General features: G+C 70.7%; 21 protein-coding genes. 8 read left to right on the top strand and 13 right to left on the bottom strand.

The window, feature by feature from the left end:
* Window positions 1-7: 7 nt before the first annotated feature.
* From ACFY1U_RS15455 to ACFY1U_RS15470, 4 genes are all read right to left on the bottom strand, one after another.
* Complete coding sequence (locus ACFY1U_RS15455) at window positions 8-2,569, bottom strand: tetratricopeptide repeat protein (protein ID WP_390694646.1); 2,562 nt, start codon at window positions 2,567-2,569, stop codon at window positions 8-10.
* Between the two features lie 81 nt (window positions 2,570-2,650).
* A complete protein-coding gene (locus tag ACFY1U_RS15460) occupies window positions 2,651-3,310 on the bottom strand; it encodes a DUF5063 domain-containing protein (RefSeq protein WP_390694647.1) in 660 nt (219 codons plus the stop codon).
* Window positions 3,303-3,902 (bottom strand): recombination mediator RecR, encoded by a 600-nt coding sequence (gene recR / locus ACFY1U_RS15465; RefSeq protein WP_390694648.1) that lies wholly within the window; start codon window positions 3,900-3,902, stop codon window positions 3,303-3,305. Before recR ends, ACFY1U_RS15460 begins: the two co-directional genes overlap by 8 nt.
* A 60-nt stretch (window positions 3,903-3,962) precedes the next feature.
* Window positions 3,963-4,307: a YbaB/EbfC family nucleoid-associated protein gene (locus ACFY1U_RS15470; protein WP_030942250.1), complete on the bottom strand. Its 345-nt coding sequence runs from the start codon at window positions 4,305-4,307 to the stop codon at window positions 3,963-3,965.
* Between the two features lie 292 nt (window positions 4,308-4,599).
* On the opposite strand from ACFY1U_RS15470, the gene ACFY1U_RS15475 reads away from it, so the two are divergent.
* The gene (locus ACFY1U_RS15475) at window positions 4,600-5,352 is read left to right on the top strand and encodes an SLATT domain-containing protein (protein WP_390694649.1); all 753 of its coding nucleotides are present in this window, start codon (window positions 4,600-4,602) and stop codon (window positions 5,350-5,352) included.
* Window positions 5,353-5,402: 50 nt separating this feature from the next.
* Here the strand turns inward: ACFY1U_RS15475 and ACFY1U_RS15480 are convergent, their stop codons facing one another.
* Together ACFY1U_RS15480 and ACFY1U_RS15485 are read right to left on the bottom strand one after the other, a co-directional pair.
* A complete protein-coding gene (locus tag ACFY1U_RS15480; protein WP_390694650.1) occupies window positions 5,403-6,806 on the bottom strand; it encodes a M20/M25/M40 family metallo-hydrolase in 1,404 nt (467 codons plus the stop codon).
* A gap of 92 nt (window positions 6,807-6,898) precedes the next feature.
* Window positions 6,899-8,785, bottom strand: coding sequence for a protein kinase (locus ACFY1U_RS15485; RefSeq protein WP_390694651.1), 1,887 nt, complete (start codon window positions 8,783-8,785; stop codon window positions 6,899-6,901).
* A gap of 208 nt (window positions 8,786-8,993) precedes the next feature.
* On the opposite strand from ACFY1U_RS15485, the gene ACFY1U_RS15490 reads away from it, so the two are divergent.
* The 4 genes from ACFY1U_RS15490 (at window position 8,994) to ACFY1U_RS15505 (ending at window position 14,513) form a co-directional block, all read left to right on the top strand.
* Window positions 8,994-10,349: an aspartate aminotransferase family protein gene (locus tag ACFY1U_RS15490; protein ID WP_390694652.1), complete on the top strand. Its 1,356-nt coding sequence runs from the start codon at window positions 8,994-8,996 to the stop codon at window positions 10,347-10,349.
* 136 nt (window positions 10,350-10,485) lie between these two features.
* Window positions 10,486-11,187 carry a GntR family transcriptional regulator gene (locus ACFY1U_RS15495; RefSeq protein WP_390694653.1) on the top strand — a complete coding sequence of 234 codons (702 nt, stop codon included), beginning with the start codon at window positions 10,486-10,488 and terminating at the stop codon, window positions 11,185-11,187.
* Window positions 11,184-13,628 carry a dolichyl-phosphate beta-glucosyltransferase gene (locus tag ACFY1U_RS15500; RefSeq protein WP_390694654.1) on the top strand — a complete coding sequence of 815 codons (2,445 nt, stop codon included), beginning with the start codon at window positions 11,184-11,186 and terminating at the stop codon, window positions 13,626-13,628. Before ACFY1U_RS15495 ends, ACFY1U_RS15500 begins: the two co-directional genes overlap by 4 nt.
* Window positions 13,629-13,862: 234 nt before the next feature.
* A complete protein-coding gene (locus ACFY1U_RS15505; protein WP_351472506.1) occupies window positions 13,863-14,513 on the top strand; it encodes a hypothetical protein in 651 nt (216 codons plus the stop codon).
* On the opposite strand, the gene ACFY1U_RS15510 is transcribed toward ACFY1U_RS15505, so the two are convergent.
* Window positions 14,510-14,800, bottom strand: coding sequence for a hypothetical protein (locus ACFY1U_RS15510; protein ID WP_390695211.1), 291 nt, complete (start codon window positions 14,798-14,800; stop codon window positions 14,510-14,512). The two genes, ACFY1U_RS15505 and ACFY1U_RS15510, sit on opposite strands and share 4 nt — an antisense overlap.
* Before the next feature lie 190 nt (window positions 14,801-14,990).
* Here ACFY1U_RS15510 and ACFY1U_RS15515 point away from each other — a divergent pair, with 190 nt between their 5' ends.
* Window positions 14,991-15,857: an NAD(P)H-binding protein gene (locus ACFY1U_RS15515; RefSeq protein WP_390694655.1), complete on the top strand. Its 867-nt coding sequence runs from the start codon at window positions 14,991-14,993 to the stop codon at window positions 15,855-15,857.
* Window positions 15,858-15,914: 57 nt separating this feature from the next.
* Here ACFY1U_RS15515 and ACFY1U_RS15520 read toward each other — a convergent pair whose 3' ends face one another.
* Together ACFY1U_RS15520 and ACFY1U_RS15525 are read right to left on the bottom strand one after the other, a co-directional pair.
* Entirely contained in the window at window positions 15,915-17,744 is a 1,830-nt protein-coding gene (locus ACFY1U_RS15520) for a bifunctional metallophosphatase/5'-nucleotidase (RefSeq protein WP_390694656.1), read from the bottom strand.
* 156 nt (window positions 17,745-17,900) lie between these two features.
* Entirely contained in the window at window positions 17,901-19,184 is a 1,284-nt protein-coding gene (locus ACFY1U_RS15525) for an adenylosuccinate synthase (RefSeq protein WP_389072110.1), read from the bottom strand.
* Between the two features lie 195 nt (window positions 19,185-19,379).
* Here ACFY1U_RS15525 and ACFY1U_RS15530 point away from each other — a divergent pair, with 195 nt between their 5' ends.
* On the top strand, window positions 19,380-20,210 hold the full coding sequence (locus ACFY1U_RS15530; protein WP_390694657.1) for a diacylglycerol kinase family protein: 831 nt from the start codon (window positions 19,380-19,382) through the stop codon (window positions 20,208-20,210).
* Here the strand turns inward: ACFY1U_RS15530 and ACFY1U_RS15535 are convergent.
* From ACFY1U_RS15535 to ACFY1U_RS15545, 3 genes are read right to left on the bottom strand one after another with little or no spacing between them, the layout of a single operon-like run.
* Window positions 20,188-20,808, bottom strand: a complete 621-nt coding sequence (locus ACFY1U_RS15535; protein ID WP_390694658.1) for a Uma2 family endonuclease — start codon at window positions 20,806-20,808, stop codon at window positions 20,188-20,190. The two genes, ACFY1U_RS15530 and ACFY1U_RS15535, sit on opposite strands and share 23 nt — an antisense overlap.
* Before the next feature lie 35 nt (window positions 20,809-20,843).
* On the bottom strand, window positions 20,844-21,608 hold the full coding sequence (gene eutC / locus ACFY1U_RS15540; protein ID WP_390694659.1) for an ethanolamine ammonia-lyase subunit EutC: 765 nt from the start codon (window positions 21,606-21,608) through the stop codon (window positions 20,844-20,846).
* Window positions 21,605-22,987, bottom strand: a complete 1,383-nt coding sequence (locus ACFY1U_RS15545) for an ethanolamine ammonia-lyase subunit EutB (protein WP_390694660.1) — start codon at window positions 22,985-22,987, stop codon at window positions 21,605-21,607. The genes eutC and ACFY1U_RS15545 overlap by 4 nt, the downstream gene beginning before the upstream one ends.
* Before the next feature lie 150 nt (window positions 22,988-23,137).
* Here ACFY1U_RS15545 and ACFY1U_RS15550 point away from each other — a divergent pair, with 150 nt between their 5' ends.
* Window positions 23,138-24,649: an APC family permease gene (locus tag ACFY1U_RS15550; RefSeq protein ID WP_115906824.1), complete on the top strand. Its 1,512-nt coding sequence runs from the start codon at window positions 23,138-23,140 to the stop codon at window positions 24,647-24,649.
* Here the strand turns inward: ACFY1U_RS15550 and ACFY1U_RS15555 are convergent, their stop codons facing one another.
* A complete protein-coding gene (locus tag ACFY1U_RS15555) occupies window positions 24,650-25,147 on the bottom strand; it encodes a GbsR/MarR family transcriptional regulator (protein WP_390694661.1) in 498 nt (165 codons plus the stop codon).
* Window positions 25,148-25,159 lie beyond the last annotated feature (12 nt).

Consider the following 25,159-nt stretch of genomic DNA (forward strand, 5'->3'; position numbering starts at 1 on the left):
CAGCTGGTCAGGGGTTCTCGTCTTCTGTGGATTCCGGCGGTGCTTCCAACGGCAGCTTCAGCGAGTCAGGGGCCAGTTCGACCAGCGTCTGCATCGCCCGGTTCAGCATTTCTGCCATGTCCGAACGCTTCAGGGTCCCGTTCAGGGCCGACTCGCGGAGACTCTCGAAGTAGGTCAAGACCGGCTCGATGTCCTCCGCCGTCGACGCGACCGACCCCGGGGAGGAAGGCGGCTCCATCTGCCGTGCCCTGGCGGCGAGTTCCTCCAGCCCGCCCGGCAGGTTGGTCTGGAAGAGCGGGAACTGTTTGAGCATGTCTCGCAAGCCGCGGAACGTCGCGACGATCGAGTCATCGGTGCCGAGCATCCTCGACGCGTCCGACACCACCTGGTCCACCGCCTCGGACAAGTTGCCACCCTGTCCCACGAACGCGTACGCACCAGCGAGTGTGATCCGCGCGGTCAAGGTCCTGGGATGTTCCCTCCCGTACACACGCTCACACGCGGCGGCATACCGCTCGGCTTCCTCCGAATAGGTCGCAGAGCCCAGCATGTTGCGCGTTCCCGAGGGGCCGAGGGCCTTCACGGCCGCGACCATGTCGGGCATCACGTCGGGGGAGGGTGCGGCGGAGTCGTAGAAGCCGAACTTTTCGAACAGCTCCCCCAGGCCGTTCTTCATGAGATGCACTCCCGGAGCCAGCATCAGCCGCTCCCCTTGGATCGAGAGAGTCACGGGATGGTCCGCTCCCAGAGCCGTCCGGCACTCCTCGAACAGCTTGTCCAGCAGGTCCATTGCGGAGTGGGCGTCCGGGTGCGAGAGGTGGCCCGAGGCATTCAGGACAAGCAGCTTGCGCGCCTGGAAGGTCCGCGGGTGGTGTTCCCCCAGAACCCGCGCACGCCTCGCCACCACGTCCTCCAGCAACGCAGCGGCCCGCTCGTTGCCCCGCGCGGGCCGGAGCATCCGTGCCAGTCTCAGGCGGGCGGTGAGCGTCGCAGCGTGGTCATCCCCGAGCGCTCTCACGCAGTCGGCGAGGACCCGCTCGGCGAGCGGGACCGCGCGCTCGTGGTCGTCCGCCCGATACAGCGCATCTGCAAGTGCCGCGCGCGTTTCCAGCGTCTCGGCGGACTCGGCGCCGAAGAGCCGGATCCGGGCGGCCTCGGCGCGTTCGAGCAGAGCGACGGCCTTCGGCGCCAGCCCTGGTCCGGTGAAAATCAGCTGGTCGGCCGTCCATGCCAGCAGACGCGCCATCGTCTCCGTGTCCGTATCCGGCCCCGCGTGCTCGATCAGGGCCTCGACATGCGGGAGCAGCAGGCGCATGGTCGACCAGGCGCTCGGGTCGTACGGGTCCTCGGGAATCGCCGCCGCCAGTGTCCGCACCGCACTCTCGCGCGCGGACTCGACGGCGGCCGTGTGGCGGTGGTCGTCCCCATCTGCCGGGGTCCGGGACACCGCCTGCACCAGCCGGTGCACGGACAGGGTGTCGTCGTACAGCGTGATCATGCTGTGGGCGGCGAGGCGGCCCAGCGCGCCCCTTACGGCGGGTGGTTTGCCGAGGGACGCGAAGAGGAAGCGCGGGATGACCTCGGGGGCGTACCAGCCGAGCATCAGCAGCAGCCGCACCGCCAGGGGATCGTCGGCTAGGCGGTCGAGGGTGAGGTGCCAGATGCGGGCGATGGTGCGTTCACTGTCGCCGCCCTCGTCGGTGGCCGCGTACATGTCCGCCGGATAGGCGGCCAGGTCGTCCAGGTACTCCCGGGGCGTGCAGTGCGTCTGGGCGCAGTAGGCCGCGGCCTGGGCGACCGCCAGCGGGAGGCAGCCCAGTTCCGTGCAGAGCGCGGCCACGTCCACGGGCTCCGCGCCGCCGCGGATCTGGTCGAAGAGGTCCACCGCCTCTTCATTCGTCAGCACGTCCAGCTCGATGCGTTCCGCGATGCCCTGCCAGCCCGTCGAGCGCCGGCTCGTGATCAGAAAGCGGCCCGAAGTAGCCTGGGAGAGAAGGGAATCGACGTCTGCCGGGTGGGAGACGTTGTCGAGGACGAGCAGCCAGTCGGAGTGGGACGCGAGCCACTGCCGGGCCCACTCGGCGAGCTGCTCCTGGGCAAGGAGGGTGACCAGGGACGGGCAGAGGGCAGCGGCCAGTCTGGCCAGGCCGGCGTCGACCGACTCCCGGCTGTCCGCAGTGATCCACCAGACCGGGAGATTCTTCCCGACGCGGCCCGAGGCCCAGCGGGCGGCGAGAGTGGACTTGCCGATACCGCCGAGGCCGTGCATGGCATGCACAAGCGCCTGCCCCGGAGCGGCCAACGCCTCGTCCAGCAGCGCCAGTTCAGGGTGGCGGCCCACGAACAGGGCGGCCCGGGTGGGGAGGTGGAACAAGCCCGCCGGGCAGGCAACGTCGGCCGCAGGAGGACAGGCGTCCGGCGACAACAGCGTGGCGTTCTCGACGTGCATGCCCACTGCGCCGGGGGCCGTGATCGCCTGCCCGATGTCCCGTCCGGCAGCGACCGCGGAAGCGGCGGAGGCCTCGACGGAGGCGTCTACCGCGGGACGGCGGTCGAACAAGGCACTCATACGTCACATGATGACCACGTTGTCCGCCGGCTGTCAGGAAAGTGCGGGGAATCGGCCGTCCAGGCGGCTCCGGGGAGCCCGCTACCCCCGCTTGATTCCCAGCGGCCCCCCGATCTCCTCCTGCATCACCTTGCCCGCCTCGAACTCCAGCGTCTCGTCGCCCATCGGCGTCTGGTCCGTGTCCAGGCCGTCCAGTTCCTCCAGGGGCTGGTTCAGGCGGACGTGGGCCACCACCGACTGCAGGGCGCGCAGGGTGGCCGAGGCCGTCGAGCCCCAGTTGGAGAAGTAGGAGAACTGCCACCACCACAGGGCCTCCGTGGTGCGGCCCGCGCGGTAGTGGGCCATGCCGTGGCGGAGGTCGGTGATGACGTCGGTGAGGTCGTCGGAGATACGGGCCGGGACCGGGGCCTTGCGCGGCTCGTAGGGGTCGAAGACCTCCGAGTAGACGTCGATCGGGTCCAGGAGGCGGGCGAGGTTCTCGCGGAGTTCGTCCACGTCGACGTCCGGGCCCGTGTCGGGCTCGTAGCGCTCGTCGGGGACGATGTCCTCGTGCGCGCCGAGGCGGCCGCCGGCCAGCAGCAGCTGGGAGACCTCAAGGAGGAGGAAGGGCACGGCGGAGTCGGGCTCGTCACCCTTCGCCACCTCCGTCACCGCCACCAGGAAACTCTCCACCTGGTCCGCGATCTGGACCGCGAAGTCGTCCGGGTCCTGCGTCGCGTCATGCAGCGTGGCGTCAGACATCTAGGAGTCGTCTCCCCTCGAAGGCGCGGCCGAGGGTCACCTCGTCCGCGTATTCCAGGTCTCCGCCCACCGGGAGGCCGCTGGCCAGGCGGGTGACCTTGAGGCCCATGGGCTTGATCATGCGGGCGAGGTACGTCGCTGTGGCCTCGCCCTCCAGGTTCGGGTCCGTGGCCAGGATCAGTTCCGTGACCGTCCCGTCGGCCAACCGCGCGAGAAGTTCCCGTATACGCAGGTCGTCGGGACCCACGCCCTCGATGGGGCTGATCGCCCCGCCCAGGACGTGGTAACGGCCGCGGAACTCGCGGGTGCGCTCGATGGCCACGACGTCCTTGGGTTCCTCGACCACGCAGATCACCGACGGGTCGCGGCGGCTGTCACGGCAGATGTTGCACAGCTCTTCCTGTGCGACATTGCCGCAAATCGCGCAGAAGCGGACCTTCGCCTTGACCTCCATCAGGGCCTGCGCAAGCCGCCGTACGTCCGTCGGTTCCGCCTGCAGGATGTGGAAGGCGATCCGCTGGGCGCTCTTGGGACCGACGCCGGGCAGCCGCCCCAGCTCGTCGATCAGGTCCTGCACCACGCCTTCGTACACGGACTGCCGTCCTTCCCGGGGTTCCTTGCAAGTACGTACGGTAGTTGGCGGACGCCTCTCTTAGAAAGGCAGGCCCGGGATACCGCTGCCGCCGCCCAGGCCCTGGGCCAGCGGGCCCAGCTTCTGCTGCTGGAGGTTCTGGGCGTTCTCGTTGGCCGCCTGGACCGCCGCGACGATCAGGTCCGCGAGGGTCTCGGTGTCCTCCGGGTCCACCGCCTTCGGGTCGATCTTCAGCGCGCGCAGCTCGCCGGAGCCGGTGACGGTGGCCTTCACCAGGCCGCCGCCCGCCTGCCCGTCGACCTCCGTCTGCGCCAGCTCCTCCTGCGCCCGCTGCAGGTCCTGCTGCATCTTCTGGGCCTGCTGGAGCAGCTGCTGCATGTTGGGCTGGCCACCACCGGGAATCACGATCAGCTCCTGGTTTCGTACGGCTGTATGGGCGAGGTTTTCCCGCCTGGCACGAGCCTACGTGGTCCAGCCAGGCATCGCCCCAGCACTCTTTCGAGTGAGGTGTTGCCGAGTCCTATACCTGATCAAGACCCTCTTCCGGGCGGAATAGAGGTGAATTCCGGGGCCGAGCCACCCATTGGGCGGTAGGAAGGTCGGGCACATCAGGATCGGGTGTCACGCAACGTGTTCGGTCGTGGTCAGCCTCGTGATCAGTCTCGTGATCAGCGTCATGATCAGTAGGGAGTGCCGTGTGGGTCAGCCGGAGATGCAGCCCGAGGGGCCGGCTCAGGACGGGTGGGGCGAGGGTGCGGCCGGGCTGCGGCCGGGCGATCTGATCGGGCGCTCGTTCCCGCTCGGGGACTGGGGTCAGCCGGCCGAGCGGCTGCACGAGCTGTATCTGTGGGTGGAGCGCGGGGCGCTGCAGACGGCGGCCTGGTATCTCGCGGACCGGGTGTGGAAGCGGCGGGGTGCGCGGGCTCTGCGCACGGGGGCCGCACTGGGGGCGGTGACCGGGGCCGCACTGCCGCTGCTCGATCTGACCGGGGTGATCGCCGGGATGGCCGCCTGGGGGTATCTGGCGCTGCTGTTCGCGGTGGCGTGTGTGGCCGTCGACCGGTTCTTCGGTGTGACCTCGGGCTGGATAAGGGATGTGGCGACCGCGCAGGCGGTGCAGCGGCGGCTGCAGGTGCTGCAGTTCGACTGGGCCTCGGAGAGTGTGCGGGAGGTGCTGGGCCCCGCGGAGGGCACGGCGAGCGAGGCCGCCGAGCGGTGCCTTGCGGTACTGCGGCGCTTCTCGGAGGACGTGACGGAGCTGGTGCGGGCGGAGACGGCCGACTGGATGGTGGAGTTCCGCACCGGAGGCTCGGCGCCGATGGGGGTCCAGGCCGCGTCGGCCGGGGCGGCGCGGCAGGAGACGGGCAGTGCGCAGGGGCGCTTCCCGCTGCCTCCGGGGGCGGGCTCACGGCCGAACATGCCGCGTCAGCGACCGCCCGAGCCGCGGTGACCCGGCAGGCGCCCCGCACTCGGTGACGGTACGGGGGTGAGCCTGGCGGGCTAGGACTGCGGGGCCGGGAACGCGACCGGGCTTCTGTTGCCCGCCCGGTTCACGGCCCGTACGCCGAAGAACACGTTGTCCTTCGAGAGGTCCACCTCGTACGTGGTGACGTCCCCGGCGGGGATCACATGCGTCCACTCCGGTGCCGTGGTCTCGCGCCAGACGATCTCGTAGCCCGCCAGGTCGGGTTCCGTGCCCCGTGTCCACACCAGCCGGGTGGAGTTGGTCAGGGCGGAGGTCACGATCTTGGCTCCGCGTGGCGTGCCCGGTGCCTGGGCGAGGGTCCACAGGGCGGCCGCGTTGACCCTGGCGACCCGCTCGACGAAGTCGAAGTCGCAGAACTCGGGCAGGTCGCCGTACTGCTTGCCGGTCTCGTCGACGCGGACGTCCTGATGCTGGTGGGCGAAGTCCTCGGCCGGTTCGGTGAAGCGGGCGGCGGGATAGCCGCGTTCGAGGAAGGGGATGTGGTCGCCGCCGCGGAGGTAGCGGTCGCGGCGGTAGACGACCCGGACGTGCATGCCGGTCGCGTCGTTGTCGGCGACGTCCCGCACGAAGCGGGCGAGCTGGCGGGACGGGGAGTCGTTCTCGCCGCCCACCGACCTGCGGATCGCGGCCTGTTCCGCCGTCTCCGAGGTCGGGACGCCCTCCGCGAACAGCCGGACGGTGTACGGGTCCTCGGTGCCGTCGTCCGCCGTGGAGCTGCCGACGATGTCGTTGGTGAACATCCCCTGCACGTCCGTGCCGGCCGCCTTCAACTGCTGGGCCAGGTACGTCGATCCGTACAGCCCCTGCTCCTCCCCCGCCACCGCCGCGAACACGATCGTCGAGGCCGGCCGGCGGGTCGCCATCACCCGCGCCAGCTCCAGTACGACGGCCACCCCGGACGCGTCGTCGTCCGCGCCCGGCGCGTCGGAGGTGGCGTTCATGACGTCCGTGACCCGGGAGTCGTAGTGCCCGGAGACGACGTACACGCGCTCCGGGGTGACCGATCCGCGCAGGGTCGCGAGCACGTTGGTGATCTTCGTGGGGGCCGGGATGCGGGAGGCCGGTTCCTGGACGTACGACTGGAGTTCGGCCGTCATCCGCCCGCCCGAGGTGGCGGCACAGGAGCGCAGCTCGGCGAGGAGCCAGTCGCGGGCGGCGCCGATGCCGCGGTCCGGGTCGTCCTGGGCGGAGAGGGTGTGGCGGGTGCCGAAGGAGACGAGCTTGCGGACGGTCGTTTCGATGCGTGCGGCATCCAACTCCCTTAGCAGCGCGCGGAGTTCGCGGCTCGGGGGCTGTGCGGTGGCGGGCGCGTGGTGGCCCCGCGTGGCCGCTTCGGCGGGGTTCGCCGCCGCCCCGAGCGCCGCGGCGCCGGCCGCCGTCGCGGTCAGGACCGTTCTCCTGGTGGGGCTGGGACGCATGTGTCCTCCCGGGGCTGCCGATGCCGACGCTCCCCTCATCGTCATGGACACGCCACTACGACACAAGGGCGCCCGTCAGCCCCTCGCCCGCCTCATTGCCTGGTGTACTTCAGCTTCTCGCCGTTGCTGGTGTTCTCGCGCTGCAGACTGCCGTCCGGCAGCAGGCTGAGCTCGGTGGCGTCGCCCGGCTTGCAGTAACCGGGGTCGCCGGAGGTCACCGTGGACGGGCCGATCTCCAGGGGGCCGCCGCTGCCCGGTGCCGCGGTCAGGTCGGCCTGGAACACGCAGTGGTAGGTGCCGCTGCTGGTGGGGCCGTCGGCGACCAGGGAGAGGACCGAGTCGCCCACCTTGCCCTGCTGGATGGTCAGTTCGCGGGTGTTCTGGCCGTCGGCGTTGGTGATGGTGGCCGTCCAGGTGCCCAGATAGCCGGTGGGGATCGCGCCGTCCGCGGGTGCGGAGGTGGTGGGCTGCGCGGTCGTCGGGGCCGTGGGACTCGGCTCCGGCTGTGAGGGTGCGCTGCTGGTCGGGGTCGGGCTCGGCTTGTTGTCGGCCTTGTCGCTGCCGCCGTTCATCAGGGCGTAGACCGAGCCGCCGGCGCCGAGCGCGACGACCAGGGCGACCACGATCAGCGCCGCGGTGGAACGGCCGCTCCGGCGGGGCGGCTCCTGCGGGGCCTGCGGGACCGGGCCGGTGTAGGACGGGCCGTAGGGCGGGGTGGAGCCGAGGCCGCCGGGTTGCTGGGGGTAGCCGTAGGCGCCGGGCTGCTGCGGCGGGTAGCCGTAGGCGGGCTGCTGCTGGGGGTGCTGCTGCGGATAGCCGTAGGCCGGGGGTGTCTGCGCGTGGGCGGGCGGGGGTGTCGGTGGGGCCTGGCCCGCGACCATGGTGGGGAGGTGGTTCAGCGGGGCGGCGCCGCCCGGCTGCCCCGGCGGGGGCGGCCCGGCGGGGGTGCCGGCTTCCGGTGCGGAGTCGTCGGCGGCGGGGGCGTGCTCGGGCGGGGCCTCGGGTGCCGCCTTCCGCAACGAAGGCCCGCCGGGTGCCGCCGCGCCCTCCGCCCCCTCCTCGGGATCCTCCGCGTCCAGCAACTGCACGGCGTGACGGCCGAGTTGGGCGACGAGCGCGCTCGGCAGCCAGGGGTCGCGCGAGCGGCCGCCGAGCACGGTGTCCTCGGCGCCCGTGCGCTCCAGCACCTGGTCCAGCGTCGGCCGCGCGCCCGGGTCCTTCTTCAGGCAGTCCCGTACGAGGTCGGCGATGCCCTCGGGCACCCCCTCCAGGTCGGGTTCCTCCTGGGCGATGCGGAACATCAGGGCGTGCACACCGCTGTTGGCGCTGCCGAAGGGGAGCCGTCCGGTGGCGGCGTAGGCCAGCACGGAGCCCAGGCAGAAGACGTCGCAGGCGGGCGTGATGCGGTCGCCGCGCACCTGCTCGGGGGCCATGAAGCCGGGCGAGCCGACGAGCGCGCCGGTCCGCGTCAGGCCGCCGTCCGTCACCGTCTCCAGCGCCCGCGCGATGCCGAAGTCGATGACCCGCGGCCCGTCGATGGTGACGAGCACATTGGACGGCTTCAGATCCCGGTGGATGATCCCGGCGGCGTGGATGTCCTGCAGCGCGTGCGCGAGCCCGGCCGCGAGGATGTTCACCGAGCGCTCGGGCAGCGCCCCGTGGTCGTGCCCGACGACCTGCTGCAGGCTGGGCCCGGCGACGTACCCGGTGGCCACCCACGGCACCGCGGCCTCCGTGTCGGCGTCGAGGACGGGCGCCGTCCAGTGCCCGCCGACCTGCCGCGCGGACTGCACCTCCTGCCGGAACCGCGCCCGGAACTCCTCCTGTGCGGCCAGCTCCTCCCGCACCAGCTTCACGGCGACGGTACGGCCCCGGTCCGAGCGGGCGAGGTACACATGCCCCATGCCCCCGGCACCGAGCCGGGCCAGCAGCCGGTAGGCCCCGATGCGCTGCGGGTCCCCCGCTCCGAGCTTCTCCATGGCCGCGCCGCCTTCCCCCCGTGTGTGCAACAGACCGAGAATAGTGCGGTCGCGGGAGTAGTCGCCCGGAGCGGTGTCTACGGTTCCGTAACGCCGCGGGCGGCACCCCCGCCGAGCCGTCCGGCCCGACAACCTGTCGCAGAAACCGCCACATGCCCGACAGGAAGCCGATACCGAGCGGGCGCCGCGGGCTCCTACGCTCGCCGCCATGACCCCTCAGCCAAACCCCCAGGCCGGCGCCGCCGTGAAGGCCGCGGACCGTGCTCATGTGTTCCACTCCTGGTCCGCGCAGGAGCTCATCGACCCGCTCGCCGTCGCCGGTGCGGAGGGGTCGTACTTCTGGGACTACGACGGCAGGCGGTACCTGGACTTCACCAGCGGGCTCGTCTACACCAACATCGGCTACCAGCACCCGAAGGTCGTCGCCGCGATACAGGAGCAGGCCGCACACCTGACGACGTTCGCGCCCGCCTTCGCGATCGAGGCCCGCTCCGAGGCGGCCCGGCTGATCGCCGAGCGGACACCGGGCGACCTCGACAAGATCTTCTTCACCAACGGCGGCGCGGACGCCGTGGAGCACGCCGTACGGATGGCGCGGCTGCACACCGGGCGGCCGAAGGTCCTGTCCGCCTACCGCTCCTACCACGGCGGCACCCAGCAGGCGATCAACCTCACCGGGGATCCGCGCCGCTGGGCCTCCGACGGCGCGGCCGCCGGTGTCGTGCACTTCTGGGCGCCGTACCTCTACCGCTCCCGGTTCTACGCCGAGACCGAGGAGCAGGAGTGCGCGCGGGCGCTGGAGCACCTCGAGACCACGATCGCCTTCGAGGGACCGGCCACCATCGCCGCGATCATCCTGGAGACCATTCCGGGCACCGCCGGGATCATGGTGCCGCCGCCCGGCTACCTCGCCGGTGTGCGGGAGCTCTGCGACAAGTACGGCATCGTCTTCATCCTGGACGAGGTCATGGCCGGGTTCGGGCGGACCGGTGAGTGGTTCGCCGCCGACCTGTTCGGTGTCGTGCCCGACCTCATGACCTTCGCCAAGGGCGTGAACAGCGGATATGTGCCGCTCGGCGGTGTCGCCATCTCCGGCGCGATCGCGGAGACCTTCGGCAAGCGGGCCTACCCGGGCGGTCTGACGTACTCCGGGCACCCGCTGGCCTGCGCCGCCGCCGTCGCGACGATCAACGTCATGGCGGAGGAGGGCGTCGTCGAGAACGCCGGGCAGCTGGGCGAGACCGTCCTCGGTCCTGCGCTGCGGGAGCTCGCCGGGCGGCACCCGAGCGTCGGCGAGGTGCGCGGTGTCGGCATGTTCTGGGCACTGGACCTGGTGAAGAACAGGGAGACGCGCGAGCCGCTGGTGCCGTACAACCCGGCCGGCGAGGCGAACGCGGCGATGGCCGCCTTCGGCGCCGCCGCGAAGAAGCACGGCATCTGGCCCTTCATCAACATGAACCGCACCCATGTCGTGCCGCCGTGCAACGTGAGCGAGGCCGAGCTGAAGGAGGGTCTCGCGGCACTGGACGCGGCGCTGTCCGTGGCGGACGAGTACACCGAGTAGCGATCTGCGGCCGCTCAGGTGCCGCACCGGATCACCACAGCTACGCGGGTAAACAGCGGGAGGTCGAACGCGTAAGGTGGCGTGCTCGTAGATATACGTGCACGCCACCCGAACGCGACGAGGAGACGCCCGACACATGCCCGGCAGCAGCGGCAACGGCTCCGTGACCCGCAGCACCCTGCGGCAGCAGATCGCCGACGCGCTACGCGACGAGGTCCTCGCGGGGCGGCTCCAGCCGGGTCAGGAGTTCACGGTGAAGGAGATCGCCGAGCAGTACGGGGTCTCCGCGACGCCCGTGCGCGAGGCGCTCGTCGACCTGTCCGCGCAGGGCCTCCTCGACGCCGACCAGCACCGCGGCTTCCACGTCCACGAGTACTCGGTCGCCGACTACCGCGGCATCATCGAGGCCCGCAGCCTGGTCACCGACGGCATGTTCATCGCCCTGGACCGGGACCAGGAGCGTTTCCCGCCGCACGACGAGCCCCGTGCCGTCGCCGCACTCGCCGGGGTCCGGCGCCGCGGCGAGGAGGCGCAGCGGGCCTCGCTGGCCGGCGACCTCACCGTGCTGATCGGCTACGACCTGCGCTTCTGGCACGAGCTCGGCACCCTCTTCGGCAACCCCTATCTGGCCGACTTCCTGCACCGGCTGCGCGTCCAGTCCTGGGTGTGCGCGGTGCAGCATCTGCGCCGGCTGTCCGATCTGCGCGGCGCCCTGTGGTCCGGCCACACCGAGCTGGTCGACGCCCTGGCCAAGCGGGACACCAGGACGGCGCGGGCGATCGTCGCCTCGTACAACGAGCACTCGCTGGCCCTCATCGAGCGGCTGGCGGACGCATGAGCAAGCCGGCCAGGGGCACGCCTGCCTGGGCCGTGGACCTCAGCGTCGTCATCCCCGCCTTCAACGAGGAGCAGCGCCTCGGCCCCACCCTGGACGCCGTCACCCGCTATCTGCGCGACAACGAGGGCCGCTGGGGCGAGTGGGAGGTCGTCGTCGCCGACGACGGGTCGACGGACGGCACCCGGGACGTCGTCGCGGGCCTGAAGGAGCCCCGCGTCCGGCTCGTCACCGGCCCGCACCACCGCGGCAAGGGCAACGCCCTGCGCCTGGGCGTCGCCGCCTCCCGCGGGCGGCGCGTGCTGGTCACGGACGCCGATCTCGCGGCCCCGATCGAGGAGCTGGAGCAGCTCGACAAGGCGCTCAGCGAGGGGAACGCGGCGGCGATCGGCTCCCGTTCCGTGCCCGGCGCGGTGATCGGGGACCGTCAGCACCCGGTGCGCGAGCTGCTGGGCCGCGCAGGGAACTTACTCATACGCCGCACCACCGTGCCGGGCATACGGGACACCCAGTGCGGCTTCAAGCTCTTCGAGGGCGAGAAGGCCCGCGAGGCCTTCGCCGCCTCCCGGATCAACGGCTGGGGCATCGACGTCGAGGTGCTGCGGCACTTCCACCGCGCCGACTGGCAGGTCGCCGAGGTCCCCGTCCGCTGGTCCCACCGGCCCGGTTCGAAACTGCGCCACCTCGACTACGTCCGCGTCCTCGCGGAACTGGCCCGCCTGCGGGCCCGCTCCCTGCGCCCCGCCGACGTCTTCGCCGTCACCCTCTTCCTCCTCATGTCGATGGCCCTGTACTCGGGCCGCCTCTTCGACCCGGACCACCGCTACCTGCCCGACTCCCTCCAGGACCAGAACCAGTGGGAGTGGTTCTTCGACGTCACCGCCCACAACGTCGCCCACCTGCACAATCCCCTCTTCTCCGACCTGCAGGGCTTCCCCGACGGCGTGAACCTGATGGCCAACACGGTCATGCTGGGCCTCACCGTCCCCTTCGCCCCGCTCACGCTCCTCGCAGGCCCGGCGGTCTCCCTCAGCGTCGTGATGACGCTGGGCCTCGCCGCCACCGCGGCCGCCTGGTACCGGCTGATCGTGAAGCGCGTCGTACGGCGGCGGCCGGCAGCCTTCGTCGGCGCGGCGCTCGCGGCGTTCGCGCCGCCCATGGTCAGCCATGCCAACGCGCACCCCAACTTCGTGGTGCTGTTCATGATCCCGCTGATCATCGACCGGGCCCTCCGCCTGTGCACGGGCGCCCGGGTCGTCCGGGACGGGGTGGTCCTGGGCCTGATGGCGGCGTACCAGGTCTTCCTCGGCGAGGAGCCGCTGCTGCTCGCGGCGATCGGCCTGGTGCTGTTCGCGGGCGCCTACGGCGTGGTCCGCAGGGATGTGGCCGGGCAGGCCTGGCGGCCGCTGCTGCGAGGGCTGGCCGTCGCGGCCGCGGTCTGCCTGCCGCTCGTCGTGTACCCGCTGGTCTGGCAGTTCGCCGGGCCGCAGAGCTACGCGCACATGCCGCACGGCGACAACTCGGGCAACAGCCCCCTCGCGCTGCTCTCCTTCGCCGAGCGCTCCCTGATCGCGGGCAACGCCCGGCGCGCCAATGCCCTCTCGCCCAACCCCACCGAGCAGAACGCCTTCTACGGCTGGCCGCTGGTCCTGCTCGCCTTCGCGATCGTCGTACGGCTGTGGGAGCGGGCCCTGGTCAAGGCGCTGGCGGTCACCGCGGCCGGCGCGGCGCTGCTCTCGCTCGGCCCCGAGTTCCGCATACCGATGACGGACAGGGTCTACCCGGGCCCCTGGGCGCTCCTCGCCAGGCTGCCGCTGTTCGAGTCGGTCATCGAGGGCCGGGTCGCGATGATCTGCGCCCCCGCGCTCGGCATGCTGCTCGCCCTCGCCCTGGACCGGCTGACGGCAACCCGCACCCTGGGCACCCAGTACCTCGGCCTGCTCGGCGTCTGCCTGGCCCTGCTCCCGCTGGTCCCGGCGCCGCTGAAGACGGTCGAACGCCCCGCGACGCCGACGTTCTTCACCACCGGGGCCTGGCAGCCGTACGTCCGCGAGGGCGAGTCGCTCGTCACGGTGCCGCTGCCCGACGCCGGCGACGCGGAGGCCCTGCACTGGCAGCAGCAGGCCGGCCTCGGCTTCAGGCTCCCCGGCGGCTACTTCAACGGCCCCTACGGCGACGACCGGATCGGTATCTACGGCGCCTCCCCCCGCTACACCTCCGACCTGCTGAGTGACATCCGCGACACGGGCGTGGTCCCGAGGCTCGACGCGACCTGGCGGGCACAGGCCCGGCGCGACTTCGCCTACTGGAGGGCGGGAGCCCTGGTGGTGGCCCCCGGACCGCACGAGGAGGCCCTGCGCAGGGCCGTTACCGAACTGGTGGGCCGACCCGGGAAGTGGGTGGCCGGCGTGTGGGTATGGGACCTGCACCAGGCGCTCCGCTAGGTGGGCCGCGATGGGTGGCTTTTCGTCTGCGGGTCCGTTGTGGCTTGTCGCGCCCACGCGGCGGAGCCGCAAATGAATACAGCCCCGCGCCCCTTTGGGGGCGCGGCCGAACCGCCGCCGGCTTCGCGCGGGCCGCTTGGTGCCTGTTCCGAATTACCCGTCGCCCGCGCGGAGCGCCGGCGCAGCCGTACCGATTACCCTGCCTTGACCGACTTGCCGTGTGAGGAGCCTTCTTTGGCCTGTGACCTGTGGCTGGTACCGCTCGTCGACGTGTTGTGCCACACGCCCGACAATCCGTTCGCCGAGGAACTCGCGCAGTACAACAACGTGCTCGCCGCCGCCGGGCTGCCGCCGGTGCCGGTGTACCAGTACATGCCGGGCCTGTCCGGCGAGGTCGCCCCGGTGGCCGGCTTCGACTACGACGCGCTGCACTTCCTGCGCCGGGTCTACCTGCTCCAGGTGTGCGGGCTGCCGGTGACCCCGGTCGACGAACTGGGCGGCGACTACGAGCAGTTGCTGGAGATGTTCGAGGCGACGGCCCAGCAGTCGCACCTCGTCTGGCACTACGACCACGCGGGCGCCTACGTCCCCGTGGACTTCCCCCAGCCCCTGTCGAACGACGAACTCCTCGCCGGCGGCGGCCCGCTGGGCTCCGCCCAGGCGCTGCTGCGCGAACTGGAGTACGTGGCCCCGTCGATCGGCATAGATCCGGCCAACCCTCCGGCGGCGCCGGAACCCCCGCGCGCCCCCACGGAGCTGGAGGAGCCCGCCGTCCCCGCGCCGTACGACCCCAGCCCCTTCGCCCGCGAACGCCATGTGTGGCTGGGCCTGCACGCGGCGGCGACGCGGAGCCTGGCGCAGGGGTCGATGATCGTCTTCAGCTAGTGCACCTGGGAGAGGCCCTTCTCGACGTCTTCCAGGTTCATCAACGGGGTGTAATCGATCCTGGCCCCCAAGTTGAGGAAGAACGGCTCGCTGATGACGGGTATCTGGGAGACGTCCTGTAGGTCGAAGACGAGGAAGGCGGTGCGTTCGCCCTCGTCGGCGGTGAAGTAGGCAGCTTCGGGCTTGATCTGCTCCACCGACGACTGGATCATCTTCGCGAGGGTGCCGTTCCGGATGGCCTCGTTCGACTTCTCCGTGTCGAAGTGCGCCCTGAGCAGTACACGCATCGCTCTCACCTTCTTCTGGTCGCCGCGCACGTGCGCACCTTCACCGTATGCCCGACTTGCACAGAATGCCGGGTTGTGCACTGTTGGTGCTCACCCGTACTCCCTGGGGAGCAGGACGGCTGCCTCCACGCGTGCGACGCGGCGGGCGGCCGGTGCGCACAGGCTGGGGGCACGACGAGAGGGGACCGCGATGATCCTGGTGACCGGGGCGACGGGCCATGTGGGCGGGGAGCTGGTACGACGGCTGGCGGCCGCCGGCCACCCGGTACGGGCGATGACCCGCCGCCCGGCTGAGGCACGGCTCCCGGCCGGCGTCGAGGCGGTGTACGGCGACGCGGACGACCCGGCGAGCCTGGACGCGGCGTTCGCCGGGGCGAGCGGGGCCTTCCTGATGTCGGCGCAGGGCGTCGGCACGGCCCCCGGCCCGACCCACGATGTCGCCCTCGCCGAGGCGGCGGCGAGGGCAAGGATCCGGCGCGTGGTGAAGCTGTCCGTCCTGGACGCGGGAGCGGGCTCCGACGTGATCGCCCGCTGGCACGCCGAGGCGGAGGCCGCGGTGACGGCCCCGTCCCGGGAGTGGGCGTGGACCCTGCTCCGCCCCGGCCGCTTCATGTCGAACGCCCTGCAGTGGGCGGGCCGGCTCCGCGCGGGCGACGAGGTGGCCGTGCCCTTCGCCGACCGCCCGGCGGCAAGCATCGACCCGGCGGACCTGGCAGAGGTGGCGGCCCTGGCCCTGACGTCGACGCAGGCCGGCGAACACGCGGCCGCCACCTATGAATTGAGCGGCCCTCAATCCCTGACCCCCGCCGAGGAACTGTCGGTCCTCGCCCGCGTCCTCGACCGCGACCTGCGCATCCGCCCCCTCCCTGACGACGCGGCCCGCGCGGGGATGTCCGCCTACGGCTTCCCGCCGGAGGTCGTCGAAGCGATCATGCAGCGCACCCGGGCGAGCGACCGCGGTGCGGAGGTCCTGCCGACGGTGGAGAAGCTACTGGGCCGGCCGCCACGGACGTTCGCCGAGTGGGCGGGAGCGCATGCGGGGGCGTTCTCGGAATGACACGGTTGAGGGGGCGCCCGGCGAACGGGCGCCCCCTCAAGCAGGGTTCGGGGAGACCTAGGAGAACACGGCCGTCCCGTCCTGCGTCAGCTTCCAGTTGGTGACCGCGAAGTCCTTCGGGTCCAGCGTGCCCTTGGACGTCACGTAGTCGATCATCAGCTGGCGGATCTCGTTGGTCGAGCTGTAGGCGATGTCGGCGGTGGCGATGTGCGGGTAGCCGGAGCCGCCGTTCGCGCGGTAGTTGTTGACGGCGACGACGAAGACCTGGTCGTCGGCGACCGGGGCGCCGTTGTACGTGAGGTTCTTGATCCGCGAACCCTCCGCCTGCGCGATGTCGATGTCGTACGAGACGCCGGCGGCCGTGTCGTACATGTAGTCCCAGAAGTTGTTGGCGTTGGTCAGCGTCGCGGTGTCGACCTTCGTGCCCGACGGGACCTGGTGGTAGTACTTCGCCGCGAACTCCAGGTAGTCCTTCAGCTGGGCGCCCGTGAGCTTCTTGCCGTACAGCGTGTTGTCGTAGATGTAGAGCCCGGCGATGTCCTTGATGGTCACGCTCCCGGCCGGGATGTCGGCCGTGCGGCTGAACGGCGCGGCGACCGAGATCAGCGGCAGCGCGGCATCGCTCGCCGACAGGCCCGCCTTCACCGACTGCATCTGGACCTCGTGGATGAAGTCCATGATGGGGACGTCCTTCCAGCAGGACTCCGCCGCCGGGAGGTCCTGGGTGCAGGTGCCCACGGCCGTGTTGACGTACTTGACGACGAGGTCGTGGTCGGCCTTGAGGAGCTTGGTGATCTCCGGGTCCTCCTCGACGCCCTTCGGGTCGAGGGTCTGGGCCGCCTTCTTCGTCACCTTCCACTGACCGTGGTGCAGTTCGAGCTCGAAGTCGAAGACGGTGAGGCGGTAGCCCCAGCAGTACGGCTCGGAGAGCAGGACGTCCTCGCCGGTCTCCTCGTTCTTGACGGTGTACGAGGAGACCTCTTTGTGCGTGTGGCCGACGAGGATCGCGTCGATGCCGGGGACCTGCTCGGCGACGAGGTTGGAGGCGTTCTCGACATACGGGAGCGCGTCGCCCCAGGAGGTCGATCCGTCGAGCCCGGAGTGGTCGGTCAGGAAGACGACGTCACACCCCAGCGCGCGCAGCCGCGGCACGTACTTCTTCGCCTGCTCGACGAGCCCCGGGAAGACCATCTTCCCGCTGACGTTGTCCTTGTCCCACAGCGCGATACCGGGGTTGGTCAGGCCGAGGATGCCGACCTTGATGTCGGGGGCGCCGGGCACACAGATGCGCTTGACGGTGTACGGGTGGAAGGCCGGCCGCAGGGTCTTCGCGTCGAGGGCGTTCGCGCCGAGCAGCGGGAAGTGACACTGCTTCTCGAACTTGCGCAGCGTCTCGATGCCGTAGTTGAACTCGTGGTTGCCGAGGGCGGCGGCGTCGTAGCGCATGTGGTTCATGGCGACGGCCATGGGGTGCTTGGGCCCCCTCTTGCCGTCCTTGCCGGTGATCGGGTCGACCCGCGCGAAGTAGTACGCGAGCGAGGTCCCCTGGATGATGTCACCGGCGTCGACGAGCAGGACGTGCTCCTCGCCCTTGGCCTCGCGCTGCTGCTTGATGAGGGTGGCGACCCGCGCGACACCGACGGAGTTGCCGGCCTTGTCGCTGTAGGCGGCGTCCTTGTAGTAGTCCCAGTCGAAGACGTGGCTGTGCAGGTCGGTGGTGCCCAGGATGGAGAACGTCCACGTCCTGGGGGCCTTGGAGGCCTTCTCGGGCGTACGGTCGGCGGCCTGCGCAGGGCCTGCCGCGACGGTCCCGGCCGCGGCGACGGCCGCCCCGGTGACGGCCGACTTCTTCACGAATTCCCGGCGGTTCAGGGGACTGGCGGGCATACGGGGCTCCTGGTCATGGAGGGGAACTGGAGGAGGGCGCGGCGGGACTACCCGCGTAGATAGTTGCGTCCTCTAGTTACATCCGGAACCAGGAACAAGCCATGGACCGGTCAAGGAAGTCCATGACCGGTCCAACAGCTGGCGGACATAAGGGATTTACAGGAACGAGTTGATCTCGATCGTCTCGTCCCGGCCGGGGCCCACGCCGATCGCGGAGATCGGGGCGCCCGACATCTCCTCGAGCGCCTTGACGTAGTTCTGCGCGTTCTTCGGGAGGTCGGAGAACGACTTCGCCTTGGTGATGTCCTCGGACCAGCCGGGCAGGGTCTCGTAGACCGGCTTCGCGTGGTGGAAGTCGGACTGCGAGTACGGGAGTTCCTCGACGCGCTTGCCGTCGATCTCGTACGCCACGCAGACCGGGATCTCCTCCCAGCCGGTCAGGACGTCCAGCTTGGTGAGGAAGAAGTCGGTCAGGCCGTTCACACGGGTCGCGTAGCGGGCGATGACGGCGTCGAACCAGCCGCAGCGGCGGTCACGGCCGGTCGTCACGCCCCGCTCGCCGCCGATGCGGCGCAGCGCCTCGCCGTCCTCGTCGAAGAGCTCGGTCGGGAAGGGGCCGGAGCCGACGCGGGTCGTGTAGGCCTTGAGGATGCCGATGACCCGGCTGATCTTGGTCGGGCCGACACCGGCGCCGGTGCAGGCGCCGCCCGCGGTGGGGTTCGACGAGGTCACGAACGGATACGTGCCGTGGTCGATGTCGAGCAGCGTGCCCTGGCCGCCCTCGAAGAGGACCACCTTGTCCTGCTCCAGCGCCTGGTTGAGGACGAGGACGGTGTCGGCGACGTACGGGGCGAGCTTGTCGGCGTAGCCCAGCAGCTCCTCGACCACCTGGTCGATGGCGATCGCGCGGCGGTTGTAGAGCTTGGTGAGGATCTGGTTCTTGACGTCGAGGGCCGCCTCCACCTTCTGGGTGAGGATGGACTCGTCGTAGAGATCCTGTACACGAATGCCGACGCGGTTGATCTTGTCCGCGTAGGTCGGGCCGATGCCGCGCCCGGTGGTCCCGATCTTGCGCTTTCCGAGGAAGCGCTCGGTCACCTTGTCCACCGTCACGTTGTACGGCGTGATGATGTGGGCGTTACCGCTGATCAGGAGCTTGGACGTGTCGACGCCGCGCTCGTTCAGCCCGTTCAGCTCGGAGAACAGGACCGACGGGTCGACGACGACACCGTTGCCGATGACCGGCGTGCAGCCGGGGGAGAGAATCCCGGAAGGGAGCAGGTGAAGGGCGTACTTCTGGTCGCCCACGACTACCGTGTGGCCGGCGTTGTTGCCGCCCTGGTAGCGCACCACGTAGTCGACGGATCCGCCTAGCAGGTCCGTCGCCTTTCCCTTGCCTTCGTCACCCCACTGAGCACCGAGCAGCACAAGTGCGGGCACGCGCGTACACCCCTTCCGGGCGGGGCATGTCCAAGGTCAGGGGCGTACGCGTAAGGTTCACCGCCGCGTGCACCGCGACCGTCGTTGGCCGCAAACCGTCGGACCGGATGCCCCGGAATAGACGAAGCCCCTGGCGCAATAGCGCAAGGGGCTCTTGCACAAAGATGCTACCCGAGGAAGCGAGGCAGGACCGAGGTGGTGACTTCCGCGACTTCCGATCAGCTGTTGGTGGTCATCGATCCGGTCGCCCGGCGGACGGACGGGGAGTCGGTACGCATCGCAAAAGACGTGCTCAGCGCGGGTGCGCACGCCAAGGTGTGCCTGCCGGAGGGCCCGGAGGAGTTCGCCCGGGCGCTGGCCCGCCGGGGGGCGAGACGGCCGGTGGTGGTGGGCGACGACCGTGCTCTGGTCCGGGCGGTGTCCGTTTTGCACCGGCGGCGGGAGCTGGCCGGATGTGCCCTGTCGGTGGTGCCGGTGGGCAGCCTGCTGTCGGTGGCTCGTTCCCTGGGGGTGCCCACGGGGACGGTGGCGGCGGCGCGGGCGGTCCTGGACGGGGCCGAGCGGCGCCTGGACCTGCTGGTGGACGACAGCGACGGCGTGGTGCTGGGGGCGCTGCACATCCCTCCGGTGACCGGGCACACCCCGTCGGTGGAGGCGGGCCGTCCCTGGCTGCGCACGGCCCAGTCCCTCGTACGCACCCTGGTCCCCACCCGCGAGACCACGGTCCCGGCGCCCCGGCCCGCCCGTCTGCGGGTGGAGGTCGACGGGGTCACCGTGCTGGACCTGGACCAGCCGGTGGAGGCGGTGTCGGTGACGCCGGGTGACGCGGGGGTGGCCGAGGTCGAGGTACGCCCCCTGTCGGTGGGCGCGGAGGCCTCGCCGGTACGGGCGCGGGGCCGGACGGTGAGCGTGTCCGGGGCGGACTTCCGGTACCGGGCGGATGCGGGGGTGTGGGGGCCGGTGCGGAGGCGGACGTGGACGGTTTGGGAGGGGGCTTGGGGGCTTACGGTGCCGGCTTCTTCGTAGCGGGGCCTTCGGGGGCCTGGAAGCCGGTGGTGTCAAGCGTGCAGTCGAAGGGCTTGGGGATGTGGAGTGCCTCGCCGAACGGCTGGGTGCAGTGTGCCTCGTAGCCCGCGGCCGAAGGGGTCCAGAACACGGTCGACTGCTGCTCCTGCATGTCGAGGAGCAGGTAGATCGGCACGCCAGCCCTGCCGTAGACCGCAACCTTGTCGGTCAAGTCGTCAGTGCGAGTCGCCGGAGAGGTCAGTTCTGCGACGAACAGCAGGGCTTCGCCGTCCAGGTGATTACTCACCGTCTCGAACGCCTGCTGGTGGGCCGCGTGGATATCCGGCCCGTACGCACTTTCGTCGCCGGGGAAGACGTACAGGAACGGGCCGATGCTGAGGCGATGGTCCTCAGGAAGGCAGGGCTTCAGCTGATCGCAGACCTGCTCCATCACGCGGTGGTAGTAGCCCTTCGACCACGGCGACCCGACGATTTTCCCCCTGTAGATCTCGGCCTTGAAGCCGTCACGCAGGTTCAGCTCGTCGAGGATGTCCAGCAGCTCCTCGAAGCTCTCGGGCTCGACGCCGCTTATCGTCGGTCGCTCAGTCATCAACGTCATGATGCGCCCTCCCGCGGATGCAGACCAGCCGCAACTCAGCGTAGCTGATCGCTCACGCGCTCGTGATCGGATTCATCCTTCAACGCCACCCCCGTAACCCCCAACTCCCGCCCCCTCCCCATCAACCCCGCCAGCTTCCCCGCCGCCACCTCGTACGACAGCCCCAGCGGCGGCCGGATGTTGCTCAGGCAGTTGCGGTCGGCGTCCGTGGTCACGCCCGGGACCGGCCGGTACGTCAGATACGCCCCCAGGGAGTCCGCCGCCGACATCCCCGGGCGCTCCCCGACCAGGACGACCACCATCGTCGCGCCCGTCGCGGACGCGATGTCGTCACCGAGAGCGACCCGCGCCTGTTCGGCCAGCACCACCGGTGCGACGCTCCACCCCGCCAGCCGCGCCACCGTCTCCCGCACCACCGCCGCCGCGTGCTCGTGCACCGCCCGGCTGGACAGCCCGTCCGCCACCACGAACACCACGTCCCAGTCGCCGGCCGGCAGATGCGCGCGGTCCGTCGCGTCCAGCCGCCGCCCCAGGTCGGGCCGTTGCAGATACGTCAGCCGGTCACGCGCCGCACTCCGCACCCGTACCGTCGGCATCCCGCCCAGCCCCGCCGCGACCGCCTCCGGCTCGAACGGCGAGTGCACCGCGTCCCGCGCCGCCGCGTGCGCGGTCTGGAGTTCGAGGCGGTGGCGGGTCGGAAGTGCCGAGCCCGCGCGGCCGAGGCCGATACGGGCCTGGGTGTGCCGGCGCATGGCGACCCACAAGTCACCTGCCGGTACCGCGATGTGAGTTTCCGTCATGCCGCCAGTTCCCTTCCGATCGCCGTCAGCGGATGGGACGCCACCTCGCGGATCCCGCCCCGCTCGTCCAGCAGCCCGCTCGACTCCAGCCAGGCCTCGAACTCCGGTGCCGGGCGCAGCCCGAGGACCTCGCGGAGGTACAACGCGTCGTGGTACGAGGCCGACTGGTAGTTCAGCATGATGTCGTCGCCGCCCGGCGTGCAGATCACGAAGGACGCGCCCGCGACGCCGAGCATCGTCAGCATGGTCGCGACGTCGTCGTCATCGGCGTCCGCGTGGTTCGTGTAGCAGATGTCCAGGCCCATGGGCAGGCCGAGCAGCTTGCCGCAGAAGTGGTCCTCCAGGGCCGCCCGGAGGATCTGGCGGCCGTCGTACAGGTACTCCGGGCCGATGAAGCCCACCACCGTGTTCACCAGCAGCGGGTCGTAGCGGCGCGCCACCGCGTACGCCCGTGCCTCCACCGTCTGCTGGTCCACGCCGTGGTGCGCGTCCGCCGACAGCGCGCTGCCCTGGCCGGTCTCGAAGTACATGACGTTGCGGCCGACCGTCCCGCGGTCCAGGGCGAGCGCCGCCTCGTACGCCTCGTCGAGCAGGCCCAGCGTCACACCGAAGGACGCGTTCGCCGCCTGCGTGCCCGCGATGGACTGGAAGACCAGGTCCACCGGGGCGCCCCGCTCCATCAGGTCCACGCTCGTCGTGACATGGCACAGGACGCAGGACTGAGTGGGGATCGAGTAGCGGCTGATCACACCGTCCAGCAACTCCAGCAGGTCCCGTACCGCCTTCGGGCTGTCCGTCGCCGGGTTGATGCCGATCACCGCGTCGCCCGAGCCCAGCAGCAGCCCGTCGAGCAGCGCCGCCGCCACTCCCGCCGGGTCGTCGGTCGGATGGTTCGGCTGCAGGCGCGTCGCGAGCCGCCCCGGCAGCCCGATCGTCGAGCGGAAGGCGGTGACCACCCGTACCTTCCGGGCCACGGCCACCAGATCCGCGTTCCCCATCAGCTTGGACACCGCCGCGGCCATCTCCGGCGTCAGCCCGGGGGCCAGCGCCGTCAGGGCCTGGCCGTCCGCCGCCAGCAGCCACTCCCGCAGTTCTCCGACCGTCAGCCCGGCCACCGGCGCGAAGGCGGCCGCGTCATGCGTGTCGAGGATCAGCCGGGTCACGTCGTCGCTCTCGTACGGGATCACCGGCTCGGTCAGGAAGGTCGCGAGCGGCACCTCCGCGAGGGCCCAGCGCGCGGCCACCCGCTCCCGGGCGCTGCCGGCGGCGAGCCCGGCGAGTCGGTCGCCGGAGCGCTCGGGACTCGCGGCGGCGAGCAGGCGCGCGAGGGAGTCGAAGCGGTGGCGCTCGCCGCCGAGAGTGGCCGTGTATGTGCTCATGACGGCGACCGTACGAGGACGTTGTTGCCGCCAGATTTCTAAAGGTCTGGTTGACAAACATTTAACGCGCCGACACCCTTGACCGACTCATTCGGGCTACAGAGTTCCGGTCCAGTACAGCAACGGACCACCCAGGAGAGGGGCCACCCGATGGCAGTGGATGAGGGCGTCGCCCCGGCGACGAAGACGGACGGCGACGGCACAGTTCACCGGCTCAAGCCCAATGCGGTCGGTCTGCTCGGCGTGGTCTTCATGGCCGTCGCGACCGCCGCCCCGATCACGGCGATGACGGGCAACGTGCCCTTCATGGTGTCGTCCGGCAACGGCATCGGCGCCCCGGCGAGCTATCTCGTCGCAATGGTCGTCCTGGCAATCTTTTCCATCGGCTTCACCTCGATGGCGAAGCACATCACGTCGACGGGCGCCTTCTACGGCTTCATCTCCTACGGCCTCGGACGCACCGCGGGCCTGGCGTCGGGCCTCCTCGCGACCTTCGCGTACGCCGTGTTCGAGCCCGCGCTGATCGGCATCTTCTCGACCTTCGCCACCGGAACCCTCAAGGACCAGACGGGACTCGACATCCCGTGGTGGGCCTTCGCGCTGCTGATGCTCGCCGTCAACGCGACGGGCACCTGGTTCGGCATCTCGGTCGCCGAGAAGCTCCTGGTGGTCCTGCTCGGCACCGAGGTGACGGTCCTCGCGGCGATGGCGATCTCGGTCGCCCTGCACGGCGGCGGCCCGCACGGCTTCACCTTCGGCCCGGTCAACCCCGTCAACGCCTTCAAGGGCACGTCCGCCGGCCTCGGCCTCTTCTTCGCCTTCTGGTCCTGGGTCGGCTTCGAGTCGACGGCGATGTACGGCGAGGAGTCCCGCGACCCGAAGCGGATCATCCCCAAGGCCACGATGATCAGCGTCCTGGGCGTCGGTGTCTTCTACGTCTTCGTCTCCTGGATGGCCATCATCGGCAACGGCGAGACCGAGGCCGTCAAGGTCGCCTCGTCGGCGAATCCCCTCGCCCTGTTCTTCAACCCCACCGAGCACTACGTCGGCCACTGGGCGGTCGACCTCATGCAGTGGCTGATGATCACCGGCTCGCTCGCCTGCGGCATGGCCTTCCACAACTGCGCCGCCCGCTACATGTACGCGCTGGGCCGCGAGGGAGTCCTCCCCTCCCTGCAGAACACCATCGGCCGCACCCACCCCCGGCACGGCTCCCCGCACATCGCGGGCCTGGTGCAGACGGTGGTGAGCGCCGTACTGATCCTCGCGTTCTGGGCCACGAGCAAGGACCCGGCGAACGCCCTCTACGTCCTGCTCGCCATCCTCGGCACGATGGCGATCCTGATCGTGCAGGCGGTCTGCTCCTTCGCGGTCCTCGTCTACTTCCGCAAGAACCACCCCGAGAGCCGGCACTGGTTCAAGACGTTCACCGCCCCGCTCGTCGGCGGCATCGCGATGCTCGCCGTGGTGCTGCTCCTGGTGTCCAACATGAGCGTCGCGGCCGGCTCGGAGTCCGGCTCGCTGCTGCTGAAGGCGACACCGTGGCTGGTGGCTCTGGTCGCGGCGACGGGCATCGGGTACGCGCAGTACCTCAAGCGCCGGTCGCCCGAGCGGTACGCGCTGCTGGGGCGGACGGTCCTCGAGGAGACGAAGGAGCGGTAACTACCCGTCCCCGAACACCTGTCGGCGGTGCACCCGCCACCGCTCCATCATGGCCGCGACCTCGCCCTCGACGAACTCGAAGAAGGCGAGCGTCTCGGCCATGCGGCGTCCTGCGGGCGTCTCGGCCCCCAGGCTGCTCACGCCGTCGCGCAGGGCGACCTCCCACCGCTTGATGATGGCCTCGCGGTTGGTGAGTGCCTCGTACCACTGGTCGCCGTGCACCCGGTAGCGCTCCCGGCGCGAGCCGGGCTCACGCTCCCGCGAGACCATGTGCGTCATGGTCAGATAGCGCACCGCGCCGGAGACCGCGGCGGGGCTGATCTGCAGCTGCTCCCCGAGCTCGGCGGAGGTCATCGAGCCCTCGTCGGAGGAGAGCAGGGCGGCGAAGACTCGGGCGGGCATCCGCTGCATCCCGGCCTCGACCAGCTGCGCCGCGAAGCTCTCCACGAACTTGGAGACCGCACCCGGATCCCGCCCCACCGCCTTCGACTCCGTCATGGTCACCACCCT

The organism is Streptomyces sp. NPDC001351 (genome assembly GCF_042896045.1).
In the GTDB taxonomy this organism is placed as follows: Bacteria; Actinomycetota; Actinomycetes; order Streptomycetales; family Streptomycetaceae; genus Streptomyces.